Origin of the sequence: Pedococcus cremeus (genome assembly GCF_900111375.1) — a bacterium.
Lineage (GTDB): Bacteria > Actinomycetota > Actinomycetes > Actinomycetales > Dermatophilaceae > Pedococcus_A > Pedococcus_A cremeus.
Map to the genome: position 1 here is coordinate 238,389 of NZ_FOHB01000007.1, position 16,956 is coordinate 255,344.

The 16,956-nt window shown below is 66.6% G+C and carries 14 protein-coding genes; 9 read left to right on the top strand and 5 right to left on the bottom strand.

The features are described 5' to 3' along the window. Nucleotides 1-77: 77 nt before the first annotated feature. Nucleotides 78-1,679, top strand: a complete 1,602-nt coding sequence (gene mtrB, locus BMW78_RS14925; RefSeq protein WP_425439062.1) for an MtrAB system histidine kinase MtrB — start codon at nt 78-80, stop codon at nt 1,677-1,679. 17 nt (nt 1,680-1,696) lie between these two features. Continuing rightward, nucleotides 1,697-3,448 (top strand): LpqB family beta-propeller domain-containing protein, encoded by a 1,752-nt coding sequence (locus BMW78_RS14930; protein ID WP_143056272.1) that lies wholly within the window; start codon nt 1,697-1,699, stop codon nt 3,446-3,448. Between the two features lie 9 nt (nt 3,449-3,457). Here BMW78_RS14930 and BMW78_RS14935 read toward each other — a convergent pair whose 3' ends face one another. Genes BMW78_RS14935 through BMW78_RS14945 form a run of 3 tightly spaced genes read right to left on the bottom strand, consistent with a single transcriptional unit; the run spans nt 3,458 to nt 7,571 of the window. Continuing rightward, nucleotides 3,458-4,669 carry a hypothetical protein gene (locus tag BMW78_RS14935; protein ID WP_091761352.1) on the bottom strand — a complete coding sequence of 404 codons (1,212 nt, stop codon included), beginning with the start codon at nt 4,667-4,669 and terminating at the stop codon, nt 3,458-3,460. Continuing rightward, nucleotides 4,666-6,162 carry a hypothetical protein gene (locus BMW78_RS14940; protein ID WP_091761354.1) on the bottom strand — a complete coding sequence of 499 codons (1,497 nt, stop codon included), beginning with the start codon at nt 6,160-6,162 and terminating at the stop codon, nt 4,666-4,668. The genes BMW78_RS14935 and BMW78_RS14940 overlap by 4 nt, the downstream gene beginning before the upstream one ends. Then, on the bottom strand, nt 6,159-7,571 hold the full coding sequence (locus BMW78_RS14945) for a hypothetical protein (RefSeq protein WP_143056273.1): 1,413 nt from the start codon (nt 7,569-7,571) through the stop codon (nt 6,159-6,161). Before BMW78_RS14945 ends, BMW78_RS14940 begins: the two co-directional genes overlap by 4 nt. A 197-nt stretch (nt 7,572-7,768) precedes the next feature. Here BMW78_RS14945 and BMW78_RS14950 point away from each other — a divergent pair, with 197 nt between their 5' ends. From BMW78_RS14950 to BMW78_RS14980, 7 genes are read left to right on the top strand one after another with little or no spacing between them, the layout of a single operon-like run. After that, nucleotides 7,769-7,942, top strand: a complete 174-nt coding sequence (locus BMW78_RS14950) for a Flp family type IVb pilin (protein ID WP_091761358.1) — start codon at nt 7,769-7,771, stop codon at nt 7,940-7,942. Nucleotides 7,943-7,993: 51 nt separating this feature from the next. Then, nucleotides 7,994-8,248 (top strand): Flp family type IVb pilin, encoded by a 255-nt coding sequence (locus BMW78_RS14955; protein WP_091761360.1) that lies wholly within the window; start codon nt 7,994-7,996, stop codon nt 8,246-8,248. Nucleotides 8,249-8,277: 29 nt separating this feature from the next. Then, nucleotides 8,278-9,066 carry a Flp pilus assembly protein CpaB gene (gene cpaB / locus BMW78_RS14960; protein WP_091761361.1) on the top strand — a complete coding sequence of 263 codons (789 nt, stop codon included), beginning with the start codon at nt 8,278-8,280 and terminating at the stop codon, nt 9,064-9,066. Continuing rightward, entirely contained in the window at nt 9,063-10,259 is a 1,197-nt protein-coding gene (locus BMW78_RS14965) for a CpaE/TadZ family protein (RefSeq protein ID WP_091761363.1), read from the top strand. The genes cpaB and BMW78_RS14965 overlap by 4 nt, the downstream gene beginning before the upstream one ends. Beyond that, the gene (locus tag BMW78_RS14970) at nt 10,256-11,623 is read left to right on the top strand and encodes a TadA family conjugal transfer-associated ATPase (protein WP_091761365.1); all 1,368 of its coding nucleotides are present in this window, start codon (nt 10,256-10,258) and stop codon (nt 11,621-11,623) included. The genes BMW78_RS14965 and BMW78_RS14970 overlap by 4 nt, the downstream gene beginning before the upstream one ends. Next, a complete protein-coding gene (locus BMW78_RS14975) occupies nt 11,623-13,605 on the top strand; it encodes a VWA domain-containing protein (protein WP_091761367.1) in 1,983 nt (660 codons plus the stop codon). Before BMW78_RS14970 ends, BMW78_RS14975 begins: the two co-directional genes overlap by 1 nt. A gap of 13 nt (nt 13,606-13,618) precedes the next feature. Beyond that, nucleotides 13,619-14,533: a type II secretion system F family protein gene (locus tag BMW78_RS14980; protein WP_245735887.1), complete on the top strand. Its 915-nt coding sequence runs from the start codon at nt 13,619-13,621 to the stop codon at nt 14,531-14,533. 32 nt (nt 14,534-14,565) lie between these two features. Here the strand turns inward: BMW78_RS14980 and BMW78_RS14985 are convergent, their stop codons facing one another. Beyond that, complete coding sequence (locus BMW78_RS14985; protein WP_091761371.1) at nt 14,566-15,216, bottom strand: response regulator transcription factor; 651 nt, start codon at nt 15,214-15,216, stop codon at nt 14,566-14,568. Continuing rightward, a complete protein-coding gene (locus BMW78_RS14990) occupies nt 15,213-16,817 on the bottom strand; it encodes a histidine kinase (protein WP_177180413.1) in 1,605 nt (534 codons plus the stop codon). The genes BMW78_RS14985 and BMW78_RS14990 overlap by 4 nt, the downstream gene beginning before the upstream one ends. Between the last annotated feature and the right edge of the window lie 139 nt (nt 16,818-16,956).

Sequence of the window (16,956 nt, forward strand, 5' to 3'; positions counted from 1 at the left end):
CTGCCTTGCTGCGCGCCGCTCGAGCCCTGAGGCACACGTGGCGCTCCTCACTGCAGTTCCGCGTGGTGACGACGACCATGCTGCTCGGGCTGCTCGTCATCGTGCTGCTGGGGTCGTACCTCTACCAGTCCATCTCCAACGGGCTGGAGGAGGACCGGGTCTCCACCGCGACTCAGGAAGCTTCGAGACTCGCCACCGAGGCACAGCAGGCCTTCGACGCCACCGACAGCACGGAGAGCGCCGCCCAGCTCGGGCAGTTCGCCCGGGACCTGGTGCAGCAGAAGCTGGCGTCGCCCGGAGCAGATGCCAGCCGACAGGTGGTGTTCACCCGGTCACTGGACAACAGCAGCCCGACCTTCGTCGCCACCGTGTGCTCCGACGAGGCCTGTCTGCCGAGCATCCCGAACGACCTCCGTGAGGCAGTCAGCGACAACCCTCGACGCCAGCAGTACAAGCTCACCAGCATCAGCGACGCCTCGGGCAGCACCGTCCCCGCGGTGCTCGTCGGCTCGCAAATCGAGCTACCTGTCGCTGGTGCCTACGACCTGTACTTCCTGTTCCCGATGCAGCGTGAGGAGCAGACGCTCAAGCTGATCACCAACACCTTCGCCTTCGGGGGAGTGGCGCTGGTGCTGCTGGTCGGTGCGGTCGCCTACGTCGTGACCAGGCAGGTCGTCATCCCTGTGAGACGGGCGGCGGTGGTGGCGGAGCGGCTGTCGTCCGGCAAGCTCAACGAACGCATGCGTTCGCGAGGCGAAGACGACCTGGCGATGCTCGGAAAGTCCTTCAACGAGATGGCCGACAGCCTGCAGTCGCAGATCCGTCAGCTCGAAGGGCTGTCCAGGGTTCAGCAGCGGTTCGTCTCCGATGTCTCTCACGAGCTGCGGACGCCTCTCACCACCATCCGCATGGCCGCAGACCTCCTTCACGACTCGAGGCAGGCCTTCGACCCGGTCTCAGCGCGCTCCGCCGAACTGCTGAACAACGAGCTCGACCGCTTCGAGGAACTGCTCGCCGACTTGCTGGAAATCAGCCGCTTCGACGCCGGTGCAGCTGCTCTCGATGCCGAACCGACCGACCTGCGTGACCCCGTCGCCCGGGCGATCACCGCCGCGCAGTCCATCGCAGACCGCCGCGGCAGCCAGATCTCGGTCGCGGCCGAGGGCGACTGCGTTGCCGAGGTGGACTCCAGGCGTGTCGAGCGCATCCTCCGCAACCTTTTGGTGAACGCCGTGGAGCACGGGGAGGGCCGGCCCGTCGAGGTTCGGATCGCCGGCAACGAGTCGGCTGTCGCCGTCGCCGTTCGGGACCACGGGGTGGGACTGCGCCCCGGTGAGGCCGCGCTCGTTTTCAACCGGTTCTGGCGCGCCGACCCGGCACGCGCCCGGACGACGGGTGGGACCGGCCTCGGCCTCGCGATCTCCCTCGAGGACGCACGCCTGCACGACGGGTGGCTTCAGGCCTGGGGGGAACCTGGCGCGGGGTCCTGCTTCCGGCTGACCCTTCCGCGTCGAGCCGGCTCGCCGATCGACGAGGCGCCTCTACCACTCGAACCCGCGCTGACCAATGGGCCGGTGTCGCGGCCCAGAGGTCACACGAGCATTGAGGGCAGTGGCACCGCCCCCGCTTCCGGAGCCGGGGGAACGGCCGCGACGAGACAGGCTCGGTCCGAGCCGTGAGGTACCGCCCACTCCTCGTGGTCGTCGCGGCCGTAGTGCTGGCCGGCTGTGGCGGCATCTCCAGCGACTCGCCGGTGCGCCCCGGCCTGGAGGTGGGCGCGGCAGCAGCGGACCCGGTCAAGATCCTCTTCCCGGGTCCAGCTTCGGGTTCTTCGGCGCAGCAGATCGTGCAGGGGTTTCTCCGGGCCGGCGCGGCAAGCGACGAGGAGTACGAGGTTGCCCGTTCCTTCCTCTCGCTCTCGTCAGGCACCACATGGCGGCCCGACTCATCCATCATGGTGTTCACGGACGACTCCGCTGTCTCCGTCAAAGCCGTCAGCGAGAACACGGTGAAGGCAGTGGCCAAGGTCTCGGCCAGCATCGACGCCAATGGCCGGTACCGCGATCTGCCCGCCGGCACCACGGTCGAGGCCACGTTCGGGCTCCAGAAGGTTGCGGGGGAGTGGCGGATCAGCTCCGTCCCTGAAGGGTTCGGGCTGTGGCTGAGCGCGTCCGACGTGGACAGGCTCTACCAGCCCTTCCGCATCCACTACGTCTCGACGTTCGACCGGAGCCTGGTCCCGGATGTCCGCTGGTTCTTCGTGGGGAAGGGGCTTGCCACGCGGCTGGCCCGGGCCCAGCTCGGCTCGCCGCCGGCATACCTGCGCGGCGCTGTCCGCAGCGATGTGCCGGTGGGCACCCGCCTCACCGTTGACGCGGTGCCGGTGGACAACGGTGTCGCCACCGTCGACTTGACCGCCACCAAGCCGGGCGGCGATCCGGTTCGCCGGCAGAACCTGTGGGCCCAGTTCGTGGCCACGCTGTCGCAGGTCCCCCAGGTGGACCGGGTTGCGCTGAAGGTGGAGGGCTCCGACCTTGACCTGCCCGGTGTTGAGAAGGCTCCGGCGAGCCTGGCGGACCTCGGGTTCCCGCAGACGCCAGCAGCGCCCGCGGCGCAACCCCTGCTGCGCACTTCCAACGGCGACGTGTTCACAGTCGACCCCGCTCGCATCGGCGAGGACCGCGATGCCGGCCCGGCTCGACGCCGCGCCACGCCGAGCAGCATCGCGCCGGGCTGGGTCTGGCTGGCTGCCTCGAAGGATGGGAAGGACACCGCCGCGGTCGGCGGTGACCGCGCTGAGCTTTCTCGATGGCGGGAAGGTCGCCAGATCCGAGTCGGACGCTTCGCCACCCAGCTGACGCGTCCCTCGTACGACCGTCAGGACTTCCTGTGGGTGGGAGGCCAGAGCGATGGATCCTCAGGGTTGTGGGTCGTCAACACGCGGGTCGACCCTGAGGACACGGCACGGGCTCGTCCGACCCAGGTTGCCGCACCGTGGCTGAGGGGCAGGTCGATTCTGGCGGTCCGGCTCTCCCCAGACGGCCAACGAGCAGCCGTCGTGTCCGCAGATGCTGCCGGAGCGAAGCCGCGCATTGACGTGGCCGGCGTGGTGCGCTCGGCCAATGGAACTCCTGAGAGCCTGGCGGAGCCAGTGGCCCTGGCGCCGTCTCTGACCTTGGTGAGAGACCTCGTCTGGATCGATGAGACGCGGGTGGCGCTGCTCGGCCGAATGGCCAGCACCTCACCGGTGCGCGTCTGGATCAGCCAGATCGGTGGGCGGACTACCGCCGCCGAAGCATCGGACGTGCCGGCGGCACAGTCGATCACCACCGTCAACGGGGAGCGTGGACTCGTCGTCACCACCGACAGCGGCCAAGTGCTCTTACGGGCTGGCAGTAGCTGGCTCGATGTCGCCAAGGGTACGGACTTCGCGGTGCCTGCGACCTGAGAAGCGTGGTCAGGGGAAGCCCCAGCCGCCCTGCGGGCCGGCATAAACAAGCAGCTTGCTGACCCAGACCCATTGGGCCGCGATCCCTAGCAGGCAAAGCCCCGCCACGAGGGACGCTCGCATCATCTTGCTGTTCCCCTTTTGCGGGCCTGGCACAAGGGCGAGCGCGATGGGGAAGGACAGCAGCAGGTACCGGACGATGCTCCAGGTGGCCCCCGTCGTCATGAGGATGTAAGCCGGATACGTCGCTGCCCATCCCCAGAGTTCGGGCCCAGGTGAGCGCTGAGCCAGTCGGAGCAGCAGCCCTGCGTAACTGAGGACCAGCACGGCCAGGACTACCCAACCAGCTGCACCCGTGCGATGAGCCGCAGCCAGCCACGGCGGATCAAAGGGGGAAGAGGTGAACCCGGGCCACGCCTTCATGGTCGTCAGGTAGGCGTCGGGTTCCCCCGTGATCGCTCCGGCGAGAAGCAGCCACATGCCGGTGGCGGCGACACTGGCCGTGAACAACGCCAGGAGCGAAACCGGCGGCCAAGGGATGCGGCCGTCCCGTCTGCGGAGAGGCCGAGCCACACGCACCCACCAATGAAGCGCGATCACTGGCGCGAGCACCAAGCTGATGTTTCGGGTCAACCCCAGGAGGAGAACCGGGATGATCGCCCACCAGTAACGTTGTCGCAGGACCAGGAGCAACGCAGACCCGACCAATAGCAGCGCAAGGCTCTCGGTGTAGGCCGCCTGGAAGATGGGTGCTGCGGGGAAGCAACAGAGGAGGGCGACCGCCGAGAGGGCTTGGCCACGGCCTGTCGCTTCGGCGGTGAGTCGGTACACCACCAGAACAGCGGCGGCACCGATCAACAGGCTCAGCGTTGGGGCGACGATCGGAAAATCAAGTTTCGTGATCGCCATCAGGAGTCGCACGAGCATGGGGTAGAGGGGGAAGAAGGCGAGTGAGGTTTGCTGTGGCTGCCCGTCAGCGCCTCGTGCAGAATCTGGATAGCCGTTCTGGGCAATATCCCAGTACCACTGACTGTCCCAAGACGTCATCACGGTCCCGTAGTCAGCCGGCAGGATGGCTGGCCCGACCGAGTGGTAACCGGGCAGGGCCTCCATGTGGACGACCCTGCCCGGCGACGTCGCCACCACGAAGAGGACGGCCAGCAGTCGCGTGACCAGGTAGATCGCGAGGGCGGGACCGTATTCCTTCAGGAGCCGCTTCACCGGGTTGGCCGAGTCAGCAGGACGAAGTTCCCCCCGGATGCCTCGCTCGTCCAGCGAAGGCGATGCGTCAAGGCATCAGCCAGCGCTGAGTCCTTGGTGAGCAGTGCCGCCCCCGCACCCGTCTCATCGACGAAAGCTCGCCACCCGGGCTTCGCCTCCAGCGCATCAACGTAAGCGCGAAGATGGGCGTTGGAGTAGATCTCACCCCGAAGGTCCGCCGTAGGAACGAGACTCGGGTGTCGCCACAGGAGCCAGCCGCTGATGCCGAAGTCATTCAGGACCACCGTTCCCGCCGGCAGTGCGTCCATTTCCATGTCCACAGCGTCGAGCCGACTTGGATAGTGCTGTGCCTGTCTCCCGATCGGAGTTGCGCACATGCCTGCCGCGATGACGGTGAGCACCGCGACGCTAGCCGCCAGCGCTCGAACCTCACGGGTCGAGAGGCGTTCCCGTCCAGCGGTGGTGAGCGACTGAAGCCCGCCTGCAAGGAGAGGTGCGGCCGCGATGCACCCCAAGGGCACCAGACGCCACATCCAGAGGACGCAAAACCCCGCGAAACTTAGGAGGGCGATGTGCCACAACGGTCGCTTGCGCGGCTTCACAACCCACAGAACCGCGCACGCAGTCACCATGGAGAGCGCGGCCCACGAGAACACATTGTTGAGCGGGGTGGCCCGCCACTCTTCAGCGATCATCGTGGCTTTGTCCGCCACTTCGAACGGCGTCAGCGCAAGGGAGGGCCCAAGGGGTGTGACGAGAACGGCCCCGAGGCACGACAGCCACAGAATGGCGAGCCTGGTGGCTTCCTTCCGTGACGGTCGGGTAGCCGGGTCGGCCACAAGGGATACCAGGACGAGGCCCCCAAGAGCGAGGCCGAATGTCCAGAGACCGTGCGAGCACGCCCACAGCCAAAAGACCGGGACCAACCACCAGCGAGGCCTCCGGTCGGCAGCCATGCCGCACCAGGCGTGGAGGGTCACGGCGAACAGCACGAAGCTCACCAGTTGAGGTCGTGGGTTCAACCCTCCACCCGCGCCCACCAGCGCCAGGGCACTCACCACGGCTGCAGGCAGACGCCCGGCGTAGCGACGGCATAGCACGTAGACGATGGCGACGAGAGCGACGATGGCCACCGCGCGCAGCCACAGGACGAAGCCTGGACCGAAGCTCGAGTATCCGAGCGACGTGAGCACCTCAGGCAGCCACTGTGTCGCCACATATGCACGGTCGGCGAAGCGGGCCGATGGATCGTGGAAGCGCAGTGCTCCTGTCGATCGCAGGACGTCGCCGACCCTGAGGTGCCACCAGACATCCGGCTCACTGAACGGAGACAGTCCCTTCACCAGGGCCAACGTCATGACGACGCCGAGCGCGCCAAGACTCAGCAGTGGAGGAGTCGTGCGCAAAAGTCGAGGCTCCTCGCCACTCGCGAGGTCATCCGACGGCTCGTTCCTGGTCACGACGTCGGCCGTCGAAGCTGTCAACTTGCTCATGGAAGCCTTCGCATGAGCACCAGCCCTGAACCGGAGCCGAGGTCGGACCAGCCCGCCTCTCCGGCCAGCGCAGCACGCACCGGGGCATCCTCCTTCACGAGCGCGGCGGTGGCGCCCGATGAACTGAGGAGCCCCTCCCACCCGGGCTCAGCAGCCACCATGGTCATGTAGTTCCTGACGCGAAGTGAGGTGTATGACTCGACCCGAAGGTCGTAGACCGGACGGAGTTGAGGCGCTGCGAACATCACCCAGCCACTGGTGTCGCTGTCGACGAGGATCCGCGTGCCCGTGGGAAGTGCGGCCAAAGCCGGCTGAAGAGCATACGGCGTCCCTCTCGGGTGCCCTGCTTGTGCACCAGCCACCGGCACTGCCACCACGAGACCGAAGAGAACCGCCACCCACCCAAGCCGCAGGTTGGGCTTCGAGTGCTCTACCTTGCGTCGCGGCAGCCTCTGCTCGAGTGCGGTGCACGTCAAGGGAAGCGCCACCATGGCGGCCACAGCCACCGTGCGTTCCATATAGAGAGTGAGGACGAGGGCGACCAGGCAGTTCACGAGTTGCCACGTGGGTGGGCGCCGCTGCAGCGAGAGCCAGGCCAGCCATGCGGCCGCGAGCAGCAACAGGACCGCCATGACATGGGGGGAACGGACCGAAGTCGGCATCCACTCCTGGACGAACTCCCGCGCCTGTGAGCCGACCGCGAAGGGGGTGAGGAGCAAGCGCGGGCCCAGTGGTGTCAACGCCGCTGCCAGCAGGCACGAGGCTTTCAGCGCAAGAAGCCGAACTGCCGCTCTGCGCTTCACGGCGCCCGTCATCAGCAGAGTGACGACCGTGAGACCGCCCAGACCTAACCCGATGACCCACACGCCGTGCGTCGAGGCGGCGACCCAGGTCAAGGGCACCAGCCACCAACGGGGCCGGCGGTCCTCGGCTGTCCGCCACCACGCCATGAGGACTGGAGCGAGCAAGACAAAACCCGCCAGCTGTGGACGCTCCGTCAGGGAAGGCCACGCCGCGAAGATCGCGACGGTCGTTGTCAGACAGGCGACCCACGGCCGCGTTAGAGAGCTTGCCCAGCGCCAGAGAAGGAGGGCAAGGATCGCGATCCCAGCTGCACGCTCCCAGACCACGGCAGCACTTCCGAACCTGTCGAAAAGGACGGCAGAGAGGATTGATGGCAACCACTGGGTCGGGATGTACTCATGGCTCGCGAACGGCGCCCAAGGGTCGGGGAGGCCGAACCGGTTGCCGTGCAAGAGGAATTGACCGACCTTCAGGTGCAGCCATGGACTGGGGTCGCTCACAGGACGCAGCGCCAGAACGGGCAGGGCCGCGAGCAGCGCTAGGGGGACGATGTGGCCCCAGAGGTGGCCACGGCGCACCAGTGTTGAGGGTGAGCCGGGCGACATGCCCCAATTCTGCCGGATCGACGCATCCCGAGCCGGACCACACACCGGCATCACCCGTTCGGTTGATCTTCGGGATACGAAGGGTCCACCTCACTGTGACGAGATGGCCGATTCGCCGGGTGCCTCTCGCCTGACAGCCTTCTCGAGGTCGAGGTGCATCGCCTCGCAGCCCGTTGGTCTCGAAAGGACTCACCAGCATGATCAAGTTCATCGCCAAGTTCCAGGCACGCATGGCCACGGCCGACCGTGGCGCCACCGCGGTTGAGTACGGCCTGATGGTCGCCCTGATCGCGATCGTCATCATCGTTGCCGTTTCCCTCCTGGGCAACAACCTCTCCGGCCTGTTCAACAAGGTCGCCGGCAGCGTCTGATCCAGCTGAGAGCGACGGGCTCACCGGCCCGCCGATCGCAGGAGGTTAGTGATGAGCAGCAACTCCAACGGTTCCTCGATTCGCAGCCGAGAGGTGGCGAAGTCGATGGTGCTCCTCGTCACGGCCACCCTCAGCGGGTTGGTACGTGGTCGCCTCGGTGAGAGCCGAGGCGACCACGGAGCCACCGCTGTCGAGTACGCCCTGATGGCGAGTCTCATTGCCGTCGTGATCGTTGCCTCGGTCACGCTCTTCGGACAGAACGTCGTCACCCTGTTCGCTGTGCCGACCAGCGTCTTCAACCCCTAGCCGCTCCTGACTGATCGAGGAAACCACTCATGGGACGCAGAATCGTCGCCATCTTCGCAGCCGCTCTCGTCGCCATCCTGGGCGTCGGGGCGGTGCTGTTGTATGCCCGCGGCGCTGACCAGCGGGCCATCGCCGAGCAGCAGCCGGCGGATGTCTATGTTGCGACCAAACCTGTCTCTTCAGGAACCATGCTGAAGGATGCCGTTCGCAGCGGAGCCATCGTGAAGACGTCGGTTGCGGCGAAGGGACGCCCTCTGGGAGCCCTGACCACCGTCACCGACAGCAACAGCTCACTCTTGGCGCTTACCGACATCCAGCCGGGTGAGTACGTGCTGGCAGGCCGGTTCGGTTCAACGCCCAAGGGAACCAGGGCCATCGAGGTACCGGCGGGCATGGTGGCCGTCTCCGTGCAGTTGTCCGACCCGGCACGGGTCGGAACCTTCGTCACTCCGGGCACGCGAATCGCGATCTTCGACTCATACAAGATCAAGGCGATCGGTGACGACCCGAAGTCGAAAACGCTCAACCAAGCCGATGTCAAGGGGACCAGCATTCTTCTTGACGATGTGCTGGTCATCGCCATGGGTGACACAGCCCTCACACCGGGGGTCCAGGCCTCCACTGACGAGAAGGCGGCGCCGGCAGCACCCAGCTTCCTGGTCACCGTCGCCGTTTCTCCCAAGGACGCCGCGCGTCTGGTTCATGGCATCAACACCGGTGAGCTCTACGCCGCCCTGCGTGGCTCGGACGTCAAGATGGCTGGTGTCCCCCGCGTGGACGACCTCAACCTCTTCGACCTGTCAGGGGTGGGCAAGTGACGCTGCTCTGGGACAACGACCCGGCGGCGGCCGAGAGGTTCAGCTACGCGGTCGGTGGAGACATCACCCGCCAAGACTCCCACGCGGCTCTCATACGGTCTTTGGAGGACTCCCCCGGCGAGCACCTGGTCGTCATCGGGCCCGACATCGACATGCAGAGCGCGTGTGACCTGTCCGAGGCAGTGCGCGTGCAGCGTGCCGAGGTGGGAGTTCTACTTCTGCGCCGGCGTCTGGACGTCGCGGTGCTGGGGCAGGCTCTCAGGGCCGGCGTGCGTGAGGTCATCACCGCGGACGACCTGACCGGACTGGCGGACGCCGTTCGCCGTAGCCGTGAGCTCTCTCTGAAAATGGCGGGCCACCAGGACCACGCCGTCAAGGAGGGCAAGGTGGTCACGGTGTTCTCCGCCAAGGGGGGGGTCGGTAAGACGACGTTCTCGACGAACCTGGGGGCTTACCTCGCCTCGACGGGAGCAAAGGTTCTTGTGGTCGACCTTGACCTCGCCTTTGGCGACGTCGGCATCAGCCTGCAGATGCTGCCGCAGAACTCGATCATTGACCTGGTCCAGATGGCTGGGCACCTCGATGAGAAGGGCTTGGAGTCCGTCGTCACCCACCACGAGAGCGGCTTGGACGCTGCTTGTGCGCCGGCGGAACCGAGTGATGCCGACCGGATTCCGGGCCAGATCATCGGCGAGCTTCTGAAAGTCGGCAAGCGCAAGTATGACTTCATCGTCGTCGACACACCGCCTGCATTCACAGAGCATGTGCTGGCGGCGTTCGACAACAGCGATCTGCTGATACTGCTGGCTACGCTCGACATCCCTGCGGTCAAGAACCTCCGCCTGACATTGGACACCCTCGACCTCCTGGGCAGTCCGAAGGAGGACCGCGTGGTGGTCCTGAACCGCTCGGACGCCAAGGTCGGCCTGCGGGCCGAGGACGTCGTGGCCGTGATCAAGCAGGAGATCGCCGTCATGGTGCCCAACAGCCAGGCGGTGCCCGCGTCGGTCAACCGCGGCGTGCCGATCGTGCTGGACGAGCCAAAGCACGCCGTCAGCCTCGCCATCAAGGAGCTGGCCGAGTCCTTCATCAAGCCACTGGCCGCAAGTGACGGTCGAGACGAACCCAAGGAGCGCCGCGGCCAGGACGAGCACGCGCGCCGCCGCATCCTCAGCTGGGGAGGTCGTCGATGAGTCTCGCGGACCGACTTGAGAGCGTTCGCCGCGCACAGCAGCCGGCGGCGACCGCCGAACAGGACCGAAACGCTCCTGAGCGACCACGGATCGTCGACCCGTTCGCGGCGGTGAAGGCGAGCGTGCACCAGGCGCTGCTCGACTCGTTGGGGCCGCAGCTCTACGACCCGCACCTCGACCAGGGGGAACTCGAGACCCGGGTTCGGCACACGCTGCAGGAGGTCATCGACTCCGAAGAGACTCCTCTCTCCCTATCGGACCGCACCCGCATCGCGCAGGAAGTCGCGGACGAGATCCTCGGCCACGGTCCGCTGGAGCCGCTGCTTCGCGACAGCGAGATCAGCGAGATCATGGTCAACGGCCCGGAGAAGATCTACGTGGAGCGAGCAGGCAAGCTGTACTCGGTCGACACCCACTTCAGCAGTGAAGCCCACCTGCGGCGCACAATCGACAAAATCGTCGGGCGCGTGGGTCGACGTGTCGACGAGGCCAGCCCACTCGTGGACGCCCGTCTGCCCGACGGCTCGCGCGTCAATGCAGTGATCCCGCCGATTGCCCTCGACGGCTCGATGCTCACCATTCGAAAGTTCTCGACCGACCCCTTCACCGACAAGGACCTCATCGCATTCGGCACCTTCAGCGTGCAGGTGCGCGACTTCCTCATTGCCACCGTTCGTGGACGTCGGAACATCATCATCTCCGGTGGTACGGGGTCCGGTAAGACGACCTTGCTCAACGTGATCTCGTCGTTCATCCCCGAGGACGAACGCATTGTCACCATTGAGGACGCCGCTGAGCTGCAGCTCCACCAGGACCACGTGCTGCGTCTCGAGTCCCGACCTGCGAACATCGAGGGCAAGGGCTCGATCCCCATCCGTGAGCTGGTCAAGAACTCGCTTCGTATGCGCCCCGACCGCATCGTGGTCGGTGAGATCCGTGACGGCGCCGCGCTCGACATGCTTCAGGCGATGAACACCGGCCACGACGGGTCCATCACCACCGTGCACGCCAACAGCCCCCGAGATAGCCTTTCCCGTCTTGAGACGCTTGTGCTGATGGCAGGTGTCGACCTCCCGGTGCGCGCGATCCGTGAGCAAGTGGCGGGTGCGGTGGACCTCGTGATCCAGCAGGCCCGCCTCAAGGATGGCTCGCGCCGGGTAGTCGCCATCTCCGAGGTGGTTGGCATGGAGTCTGACGTCATCACGATGCAAGACATCTTCACGTTCAACTACAGCGCAGGGCGTGATGAGAACGGTCGCTTCCGAGGCTCACTGGTCAGCACTGGCCTTCGCCCCAAGTTCGCTGAGGACCTCCACGACCAAGGGATCGACCTGCCGCCGAACCTCTTCGTACGGGGGATGTAGTGCTGCGCTCACGTCACCTGCGATGGCTGGCGGCCTTCTGCACCGCCCTGGTCGCGGTCTCGCTGCTCGGAGTGCAGTGCGCCGCGGCGGCTCCGGAACCGGGGACGGCCAGCCTCACCTCGGTGCAGCTGCATGACGGCACGTTCACCGGTGTGCTGACAGTCCGCGCGAACGGCGCGCCAGTCGCGGTCGACCCAGCATCCCTCAAAGCCATTGTCGCGGGCCAGACGTACCCCGTGACCACCACGCCGGTGGCCCAGCTGAGGCGGGCCACCATGCTCGTGGTGGACACGAGCGGGTCCATGGGCGAAACGGGGATGGCAACCGTACGTGCTGCCGTAGCAGCCTTCCTCCGAGAGGTGCCGCCCGATGTCTCAGTCGGTCTGGTCTCCTTCGCGGCCACGGCTGGTGTCGATGTGGCTCCCACCAAGGACCATGCGAAGGTGCAGCGGGCGGTCAACGCTTTGCGCGCCCGAGGTGAGACCACGCTGTATGACGCGGTGGCGGTGGCCTCGTCGGCCTTGGCTCCCTACGAAGAGCGAAGCATCCTGCTGCTGAGCGACGGTGGCGATACCGCCAGTACCAAGGCCACTCGGTCCAGCGCTACCGCCATCCTCAAGAGCAGCTCCGTGCGTGCGGAGGTCATCGGGTTCAAGACCGAGGACAGCGACAACAGCGTGCTGCAGGGGTTCGCCAAGGTCGGCAACGGCAGCGTGGCGGCCGCTGGAAACGCGGACGCAGTCCGGGCCGCCTTCGAACGTGCGGCCAAGGTGCTGGACTCACAAAGCAGGTTCACCTTCACCCCGGACTCGAGTGTCCAGTCCGTGGAGTCGGTGACGATCATCGGTAGCGCCAACGGCTGGGCTTTCCAGGTCCGGTCGGTTGCAGACTTCGGGGGCAAGCCGACGCCAACAACTACCCCGACCGGCGCCCCCACAACCGATGACGCCGATCGTTCGACTGTTATCCCGCCCGCGAAGCAGGAGGGCCTCCCGCCCCAGCTCCTGATCGCGCTGATCGCCACAGGGCTTGGCATCTTTGGTGTGGCCGGGGCGCTCGCCGCACCACTGTTCCGCTCGGATCGCCGTCGGCGGGTGGAAGGCGTCGAGCGCTACGTCTCGGGCGGGGCGTCGATGGTGGCCGAGAAGGCCGGCTCGGTCACCCCACAGGCACTGTCCGCGGGCCTCGTCCAGCTTGGCGACAAGGTGATGGAAGGGCGAGAGTCCACCAACAAGACGATGGCGCTCATCGAGAGGGCTGACCTTCCTCTGCGTGCCGGAGAGTGGTGGGTCTTGCGGCTTGTCTCGGCTGTCATCGGAATAGCTCTGTCGCTGATGTTCTTCGGCGGCGGCTTGCTGGCCACGGTGTTCGCCTTGGTGGTTGGAGCAGTTGTGGGCTACTTCCTTCCATCCTGGGTTCTTCGCTTCTTGGCGAAGCGGCGCTGCAAGAAGTTCGAGGCTCAGCTTCCTGACGTCCTCATGCTTGTCGCCAGCAGCCTCTCCACCGGCTTCTCGTTGCTCCAGGCACTCGACGCCGTGGCCAAGGACGCAGCCCAGCCTGCTGCGAAGGAGTTCTCGAGGGCGCTGGCGGAGACGCGAATCGGTGCGGATGTAAGCGACTCGTTGGAACGTGTGGCTGTTCGCATGGACAGCGACAACATGAAGTGGGCGACGATGGCCATCCAGATCCAGCGCACCGTGGGTGGCAACCTGGCCGAGACCCTGCAGACGACCGCCAAGACGCTGCGTGAGCGCGAAGCCCTTCAGCGGCATGTGAAGGCACTGTCAGCCGAGGGCAAGCTGTCGGCCTACATCCTGATTGCCCTTCCCATCGGCATCTTCCTGTTCACGGCGAAGACGAACAGGGAGTACGTCCAGTTGCTGTGGACCGACCCCATGGGCTGGGGCATGCTCGCCGGCGGCATCATCTCGCTGGGGATCGGCATCTTCTGGATGCGCAAAGTCGTGGAAGTGAAGGTCTGACATGGGTTCCAGTGTGCTTCTGTTCATCGGGATGGGGGCCGTGGCCCTGGCCCTGGTCACGATCGTTTTGGCGGCCAGCTTGGGTGCTGGCGAGACCACTGGAGTGGCCCGGTCCATCGCACTGATCGAGCAGACGATCGACCGCAAGGAGGTCAGCAAGTCTGAGCTGCCTGCCTCCGAGCGACTGCTGGTTCCATTCCTCAGCGCCACGCGACGGATCGGCTTCAAGCTGTCTCCAGCGGGGTCCTCAGAGAGCATGACGCGGCTGTTGGACCTGGCGGGGAACCCAGGCAGCTGGACTGCCGACAAGATCATGGGCTACAAGGGCGCCGGCCTCATCGCCGGCGCGATTGTGGGAGTGGCGATCGGGCACTTCTCGCTCAAAGGCGTGCTGTTCGCAATCGTGGGCGCGGCAGCGGGGTTCTTCCTTCCGAACCTGTTGCTGCTGAACCTGGGGCAGAAGCGCCAGGAGGAGCTGCGCCTCGGCTTGGCCGACTCGCTCGACATGATGACAGTGTGTGTCGAGGCCGGCCAAGGCTTCGATTCTGCCCTTCTCCAGGTTGCCCGCTCGGTGGAAGGTCCCGTCGCGGGTGAGTTCGCCCGAGTGCTCGGCGAGATCCAGATGGGAAAGTCACGCGGGGAGGCGTTCAGCTCCCTGGGCACGCGCACCACCGTGCCTGAGGTCAAGAACTTCGTGAGCGCATTGGTACAGGCCGACCGGCTCGGTCTGCCCATCGCCAACGTCCTGCGGGAGCAGTCGCAGCAGATGCGGCTCGTGCGTCGTCAGCGAGCCGAGGAGAAAGCGCAGAAGGTCCCAGTCAAGATCCTGTTCCCGATGCTGCTGTTCATCTTCCCGGCTCTCTTCATCGTGATCATCGGTCCGGGCGCCATCAAGATGATCCACACCTTCTCGGGAGGCGGCATCTGAGCGCCGCATGACTTCATCGGCTGCAGCTGGGGTCAGCGGGGAAGGTTGCCCGCTGACTCCGGCTTGACCAGTCCCAGCCGTAACGCGGCCATCACGGCCGATGCACGGTTGTGGGCGCCGAGCTTCTCGTAGACCTTCGAGACGTGGGTCTTGACGGTCGACTCGCTCATGTAGAGCTTTTTCGCCACGGCGGCGATGGAGTCGCCGGCAACCAGGCGGTCGAGCACCTCCGTCTCGCGCGGCGTGAGCTTCGGCTTGTCCGACGACGACCGCCGGCGCAGCGCCTCGGCCAGGCCGGTCGCCATGAACGCGTCGGGGGCGACCGCCGCCCGCCGCACCGCCGCGATGACCTCCTCGGACGGCGCGGACTTCAGCACCAGGGCGGACGCGCCGAGGTCGAGGGCCTCGAGCAGGGTCTCGTCGTCGTTGTGCATGGTCAGCACGACGATCCCCAACCGCGGCGACGCCTCACGGGCGGCGCGGGCCAGCGTGAGCCCGGAGCCGTCGGGCATCGACACATCGATGACCAGCACGTGCAACGGGTGCTGCTGCAGCATCATCCGGCCCTCGGCCACCGAGCCGGCCTGCCCGACCACGTGGAGGTCGGGCTCGCTGTCGATCATCCTGCAGACGGCTTCGCGGACCAGGGTGTGGTCGTCGATCACCATCACATTGATGCTCATGACGGCTGAGGGATCCTTTCGTGTGACAGCGTCGCGGAGGGAGCCGCGCCGCGAGCCCGCATTCTCATACGGACGGAGACACCGCGCTCACCATAGGGGTCGACGGTGATCTCGGCACCGAGGGCACGCAAGGGGTGCTCGGTGAAGTCCTTTCTCTTCAGCTGCGAGGTCCCGTTGTGCGAGACCCATAGCTCGGCCCGAGGGGCGGCCACATTGAGTCGCACGTCCATCGACGTGGTGTCGGCCGCGTGGCGGGCGTCGGTCAGCACCTGGAGGAACAGGCGGTAGATCAGCACCTCGGTGTGCGCCGGCAGCCGGAAACCGGTCTCCGAAAGATGCATCCGCGTCGTCATGCCAGTCGCGGAGCCGAAGCTCTGCAGCCGCGAGCCAATCATCGCGCCAAGCCCGGTGTCGGGCCGCACGGCGATCCGGAGGTCGGCGATGTGCAGCCGCAAGTCGGCCAGCACGCGGGAGACTTCCTTGCGGAGCCCGTCAAGGTCTTCGGCGATGGGGGAGTCGAGGTCACGTGCCCGCCGCCGCACCGAGTCGAGCCCGAAGCCGAGCGCCACCATCTCCTGCGCGATGCCGTCGTGCATCTCGCGGGCCAGCCGCTCGCGCTCCTCGAGCCCGGCCCTCTCGCGCAGGCTGGCGAAGACCACCGACAGGTCGATGTGCGCCGAGTGCGTTGCGGCCACCTCCACCGCGGCAGCGAGGTCGTCCTCCGAGAAGGGCGTCATCGCGGGACGGTCGGCCACGAGCACCCCGAGGCGCTTGCCGGTCTCGTCGTACATCGGCACCGCGATCACCGAGCGCTCGACGTAGTCGCCGTCCCACACCGACAGTGTCGGCTCGCCCTCGTTCCACGCCTGCCACAGCACCGAGCCGGTCTCGGTGGGGTCGGGCCACGGCGTGCGGTCGGCGCCGCGGATCGCCAGTGGCACGGCCGGGTCGTCGCCGTAGCCGACGAGGATCGCACTGCGTGCAGACCGGGTGCGCCCGGCGAGGTCCTGCAGCGCCATCTCGGCCGACGCGGGGGCGTCGAAGCCGGTGTCGAGGGAGTCGGCCAGCTCGTGGAGCCGCCGCAGGAGCATGCTGGCCTCGGCGGCCAGCGACGGGTCGACCGACACCGCGGCGGAGGCCGCGGCCGCCTGCATCTCCATCTGTCGAGAGAGGGCCCCGAGCAGCCCGATGAGGGCCGCCCCGAGGGTCCACAGCAGCATCCGGCTGGTGATGTCCTCGTTGAGCCCGGTGCCCAACGAGCCGATGGCGAACCCAGTCGCGGCGCCCACACCGGTGATCCAGAGCACCCAACGCGGCCGGTAGTGCAGTCCAACGTTGAAGGCCGGGATCACGATGAGGGCCTTCGGGCCGATGCCGCCGTAGGCCATCGCGGCGCCGGAGGCCAGAGCGGCGACTGTGAGCACCGCCAGCGCCTGCATGCGGCGGGTCCGCGTGGGCACGACCTGGGAGAGCAGCCCTGTGGCGATGAGGTCGAGGGTCAGGACCAGCAGCACCCAGGGGAGCGCGTTCGCCACGGAGTTGGTGAACGTGGCGACGGTGAGCGCTGCCAGCGCGAAGCCGATCCGGATGAGGGTGGCCATGGAAAGCCGCGGCAACCAGCGCATCCGACCTCCCGATCTGTTCACCCCGGCGCCTGTCATTGTTGCCCTGTCGTACCCCGTTGTCCTGTGTTTGCGTGCATCTGGGTGCGGCGTTTCCACAGGTATCTCCGCAGCGTAT

Excerpts from the sequence above, each read along its gene's own strand:
- BMW78_RS14985 (WP_091761371.1), bottom strand. The coding sequence starts at position 15,216 with ATGAGCATCAATGTGATGGTGATCGACGACCACACCCTGGTCCGCGAA.
- BMW78_RS14970 (WP_091761365.1), top strand. The coding sequence starts at position 10,256 with ATGAGTCTCGCGGACCGACTTGAGAGCGTTCGCCGCGCACAGCAGCCG.
- mtrB (WP_425439062.1), top strand. The coding sequence starts at position 78 with ATGCTGCTCGGGCTGCTCGTCATCGTGCTGCTGGGGTCGTACCTCTAC.
- BMW78_RS14945 (WP_143056273.1), bottom strand. The coding sequence starts at position 7,571 with ATGTCGCCCGGCTCACCCTCAACACTGGTGCGCCGTGGCCACCTCTGG.
- BMW78_RS14950 (WP_091761358.1), top strand. The coding sequence starts at position 7,769 with ATGATCAAGTTCATCGCCAAGTTCCAGGCACGCATGGCCACGGCCGAC.
- BMW78_RS14990 (WP_177180413.1), bottom strand. The coding sequence starts at position 16,817 with ATGGCCACCCTCATCCGGATCGGCTTCGCGCTGGCAGCGCTCACCGTC.
- cpaB (WP_091761361.1), top strand. The coding sequence starts at position 8,278 with ATGGGACGCAGAATCGTCGCCATCTTCGCAGCCGCTCTCGTCGCCATC.
- BMW78_RS14955 (WP_091761360.1), top strand. The coding sequence starts at position 7,994 with ATGAGCAGCAACTCCAACGGTTCCTCGATTCGCAGCCGAGAGGTGGCG.
- BMW78_RS14940 (WP_091761354.1), bottom strand. The coding sequence starts at position 6,162 with ATGAGCAAGTTGACAGCTTCGACGGCCGACGTCGTGACCAGGAACGAG.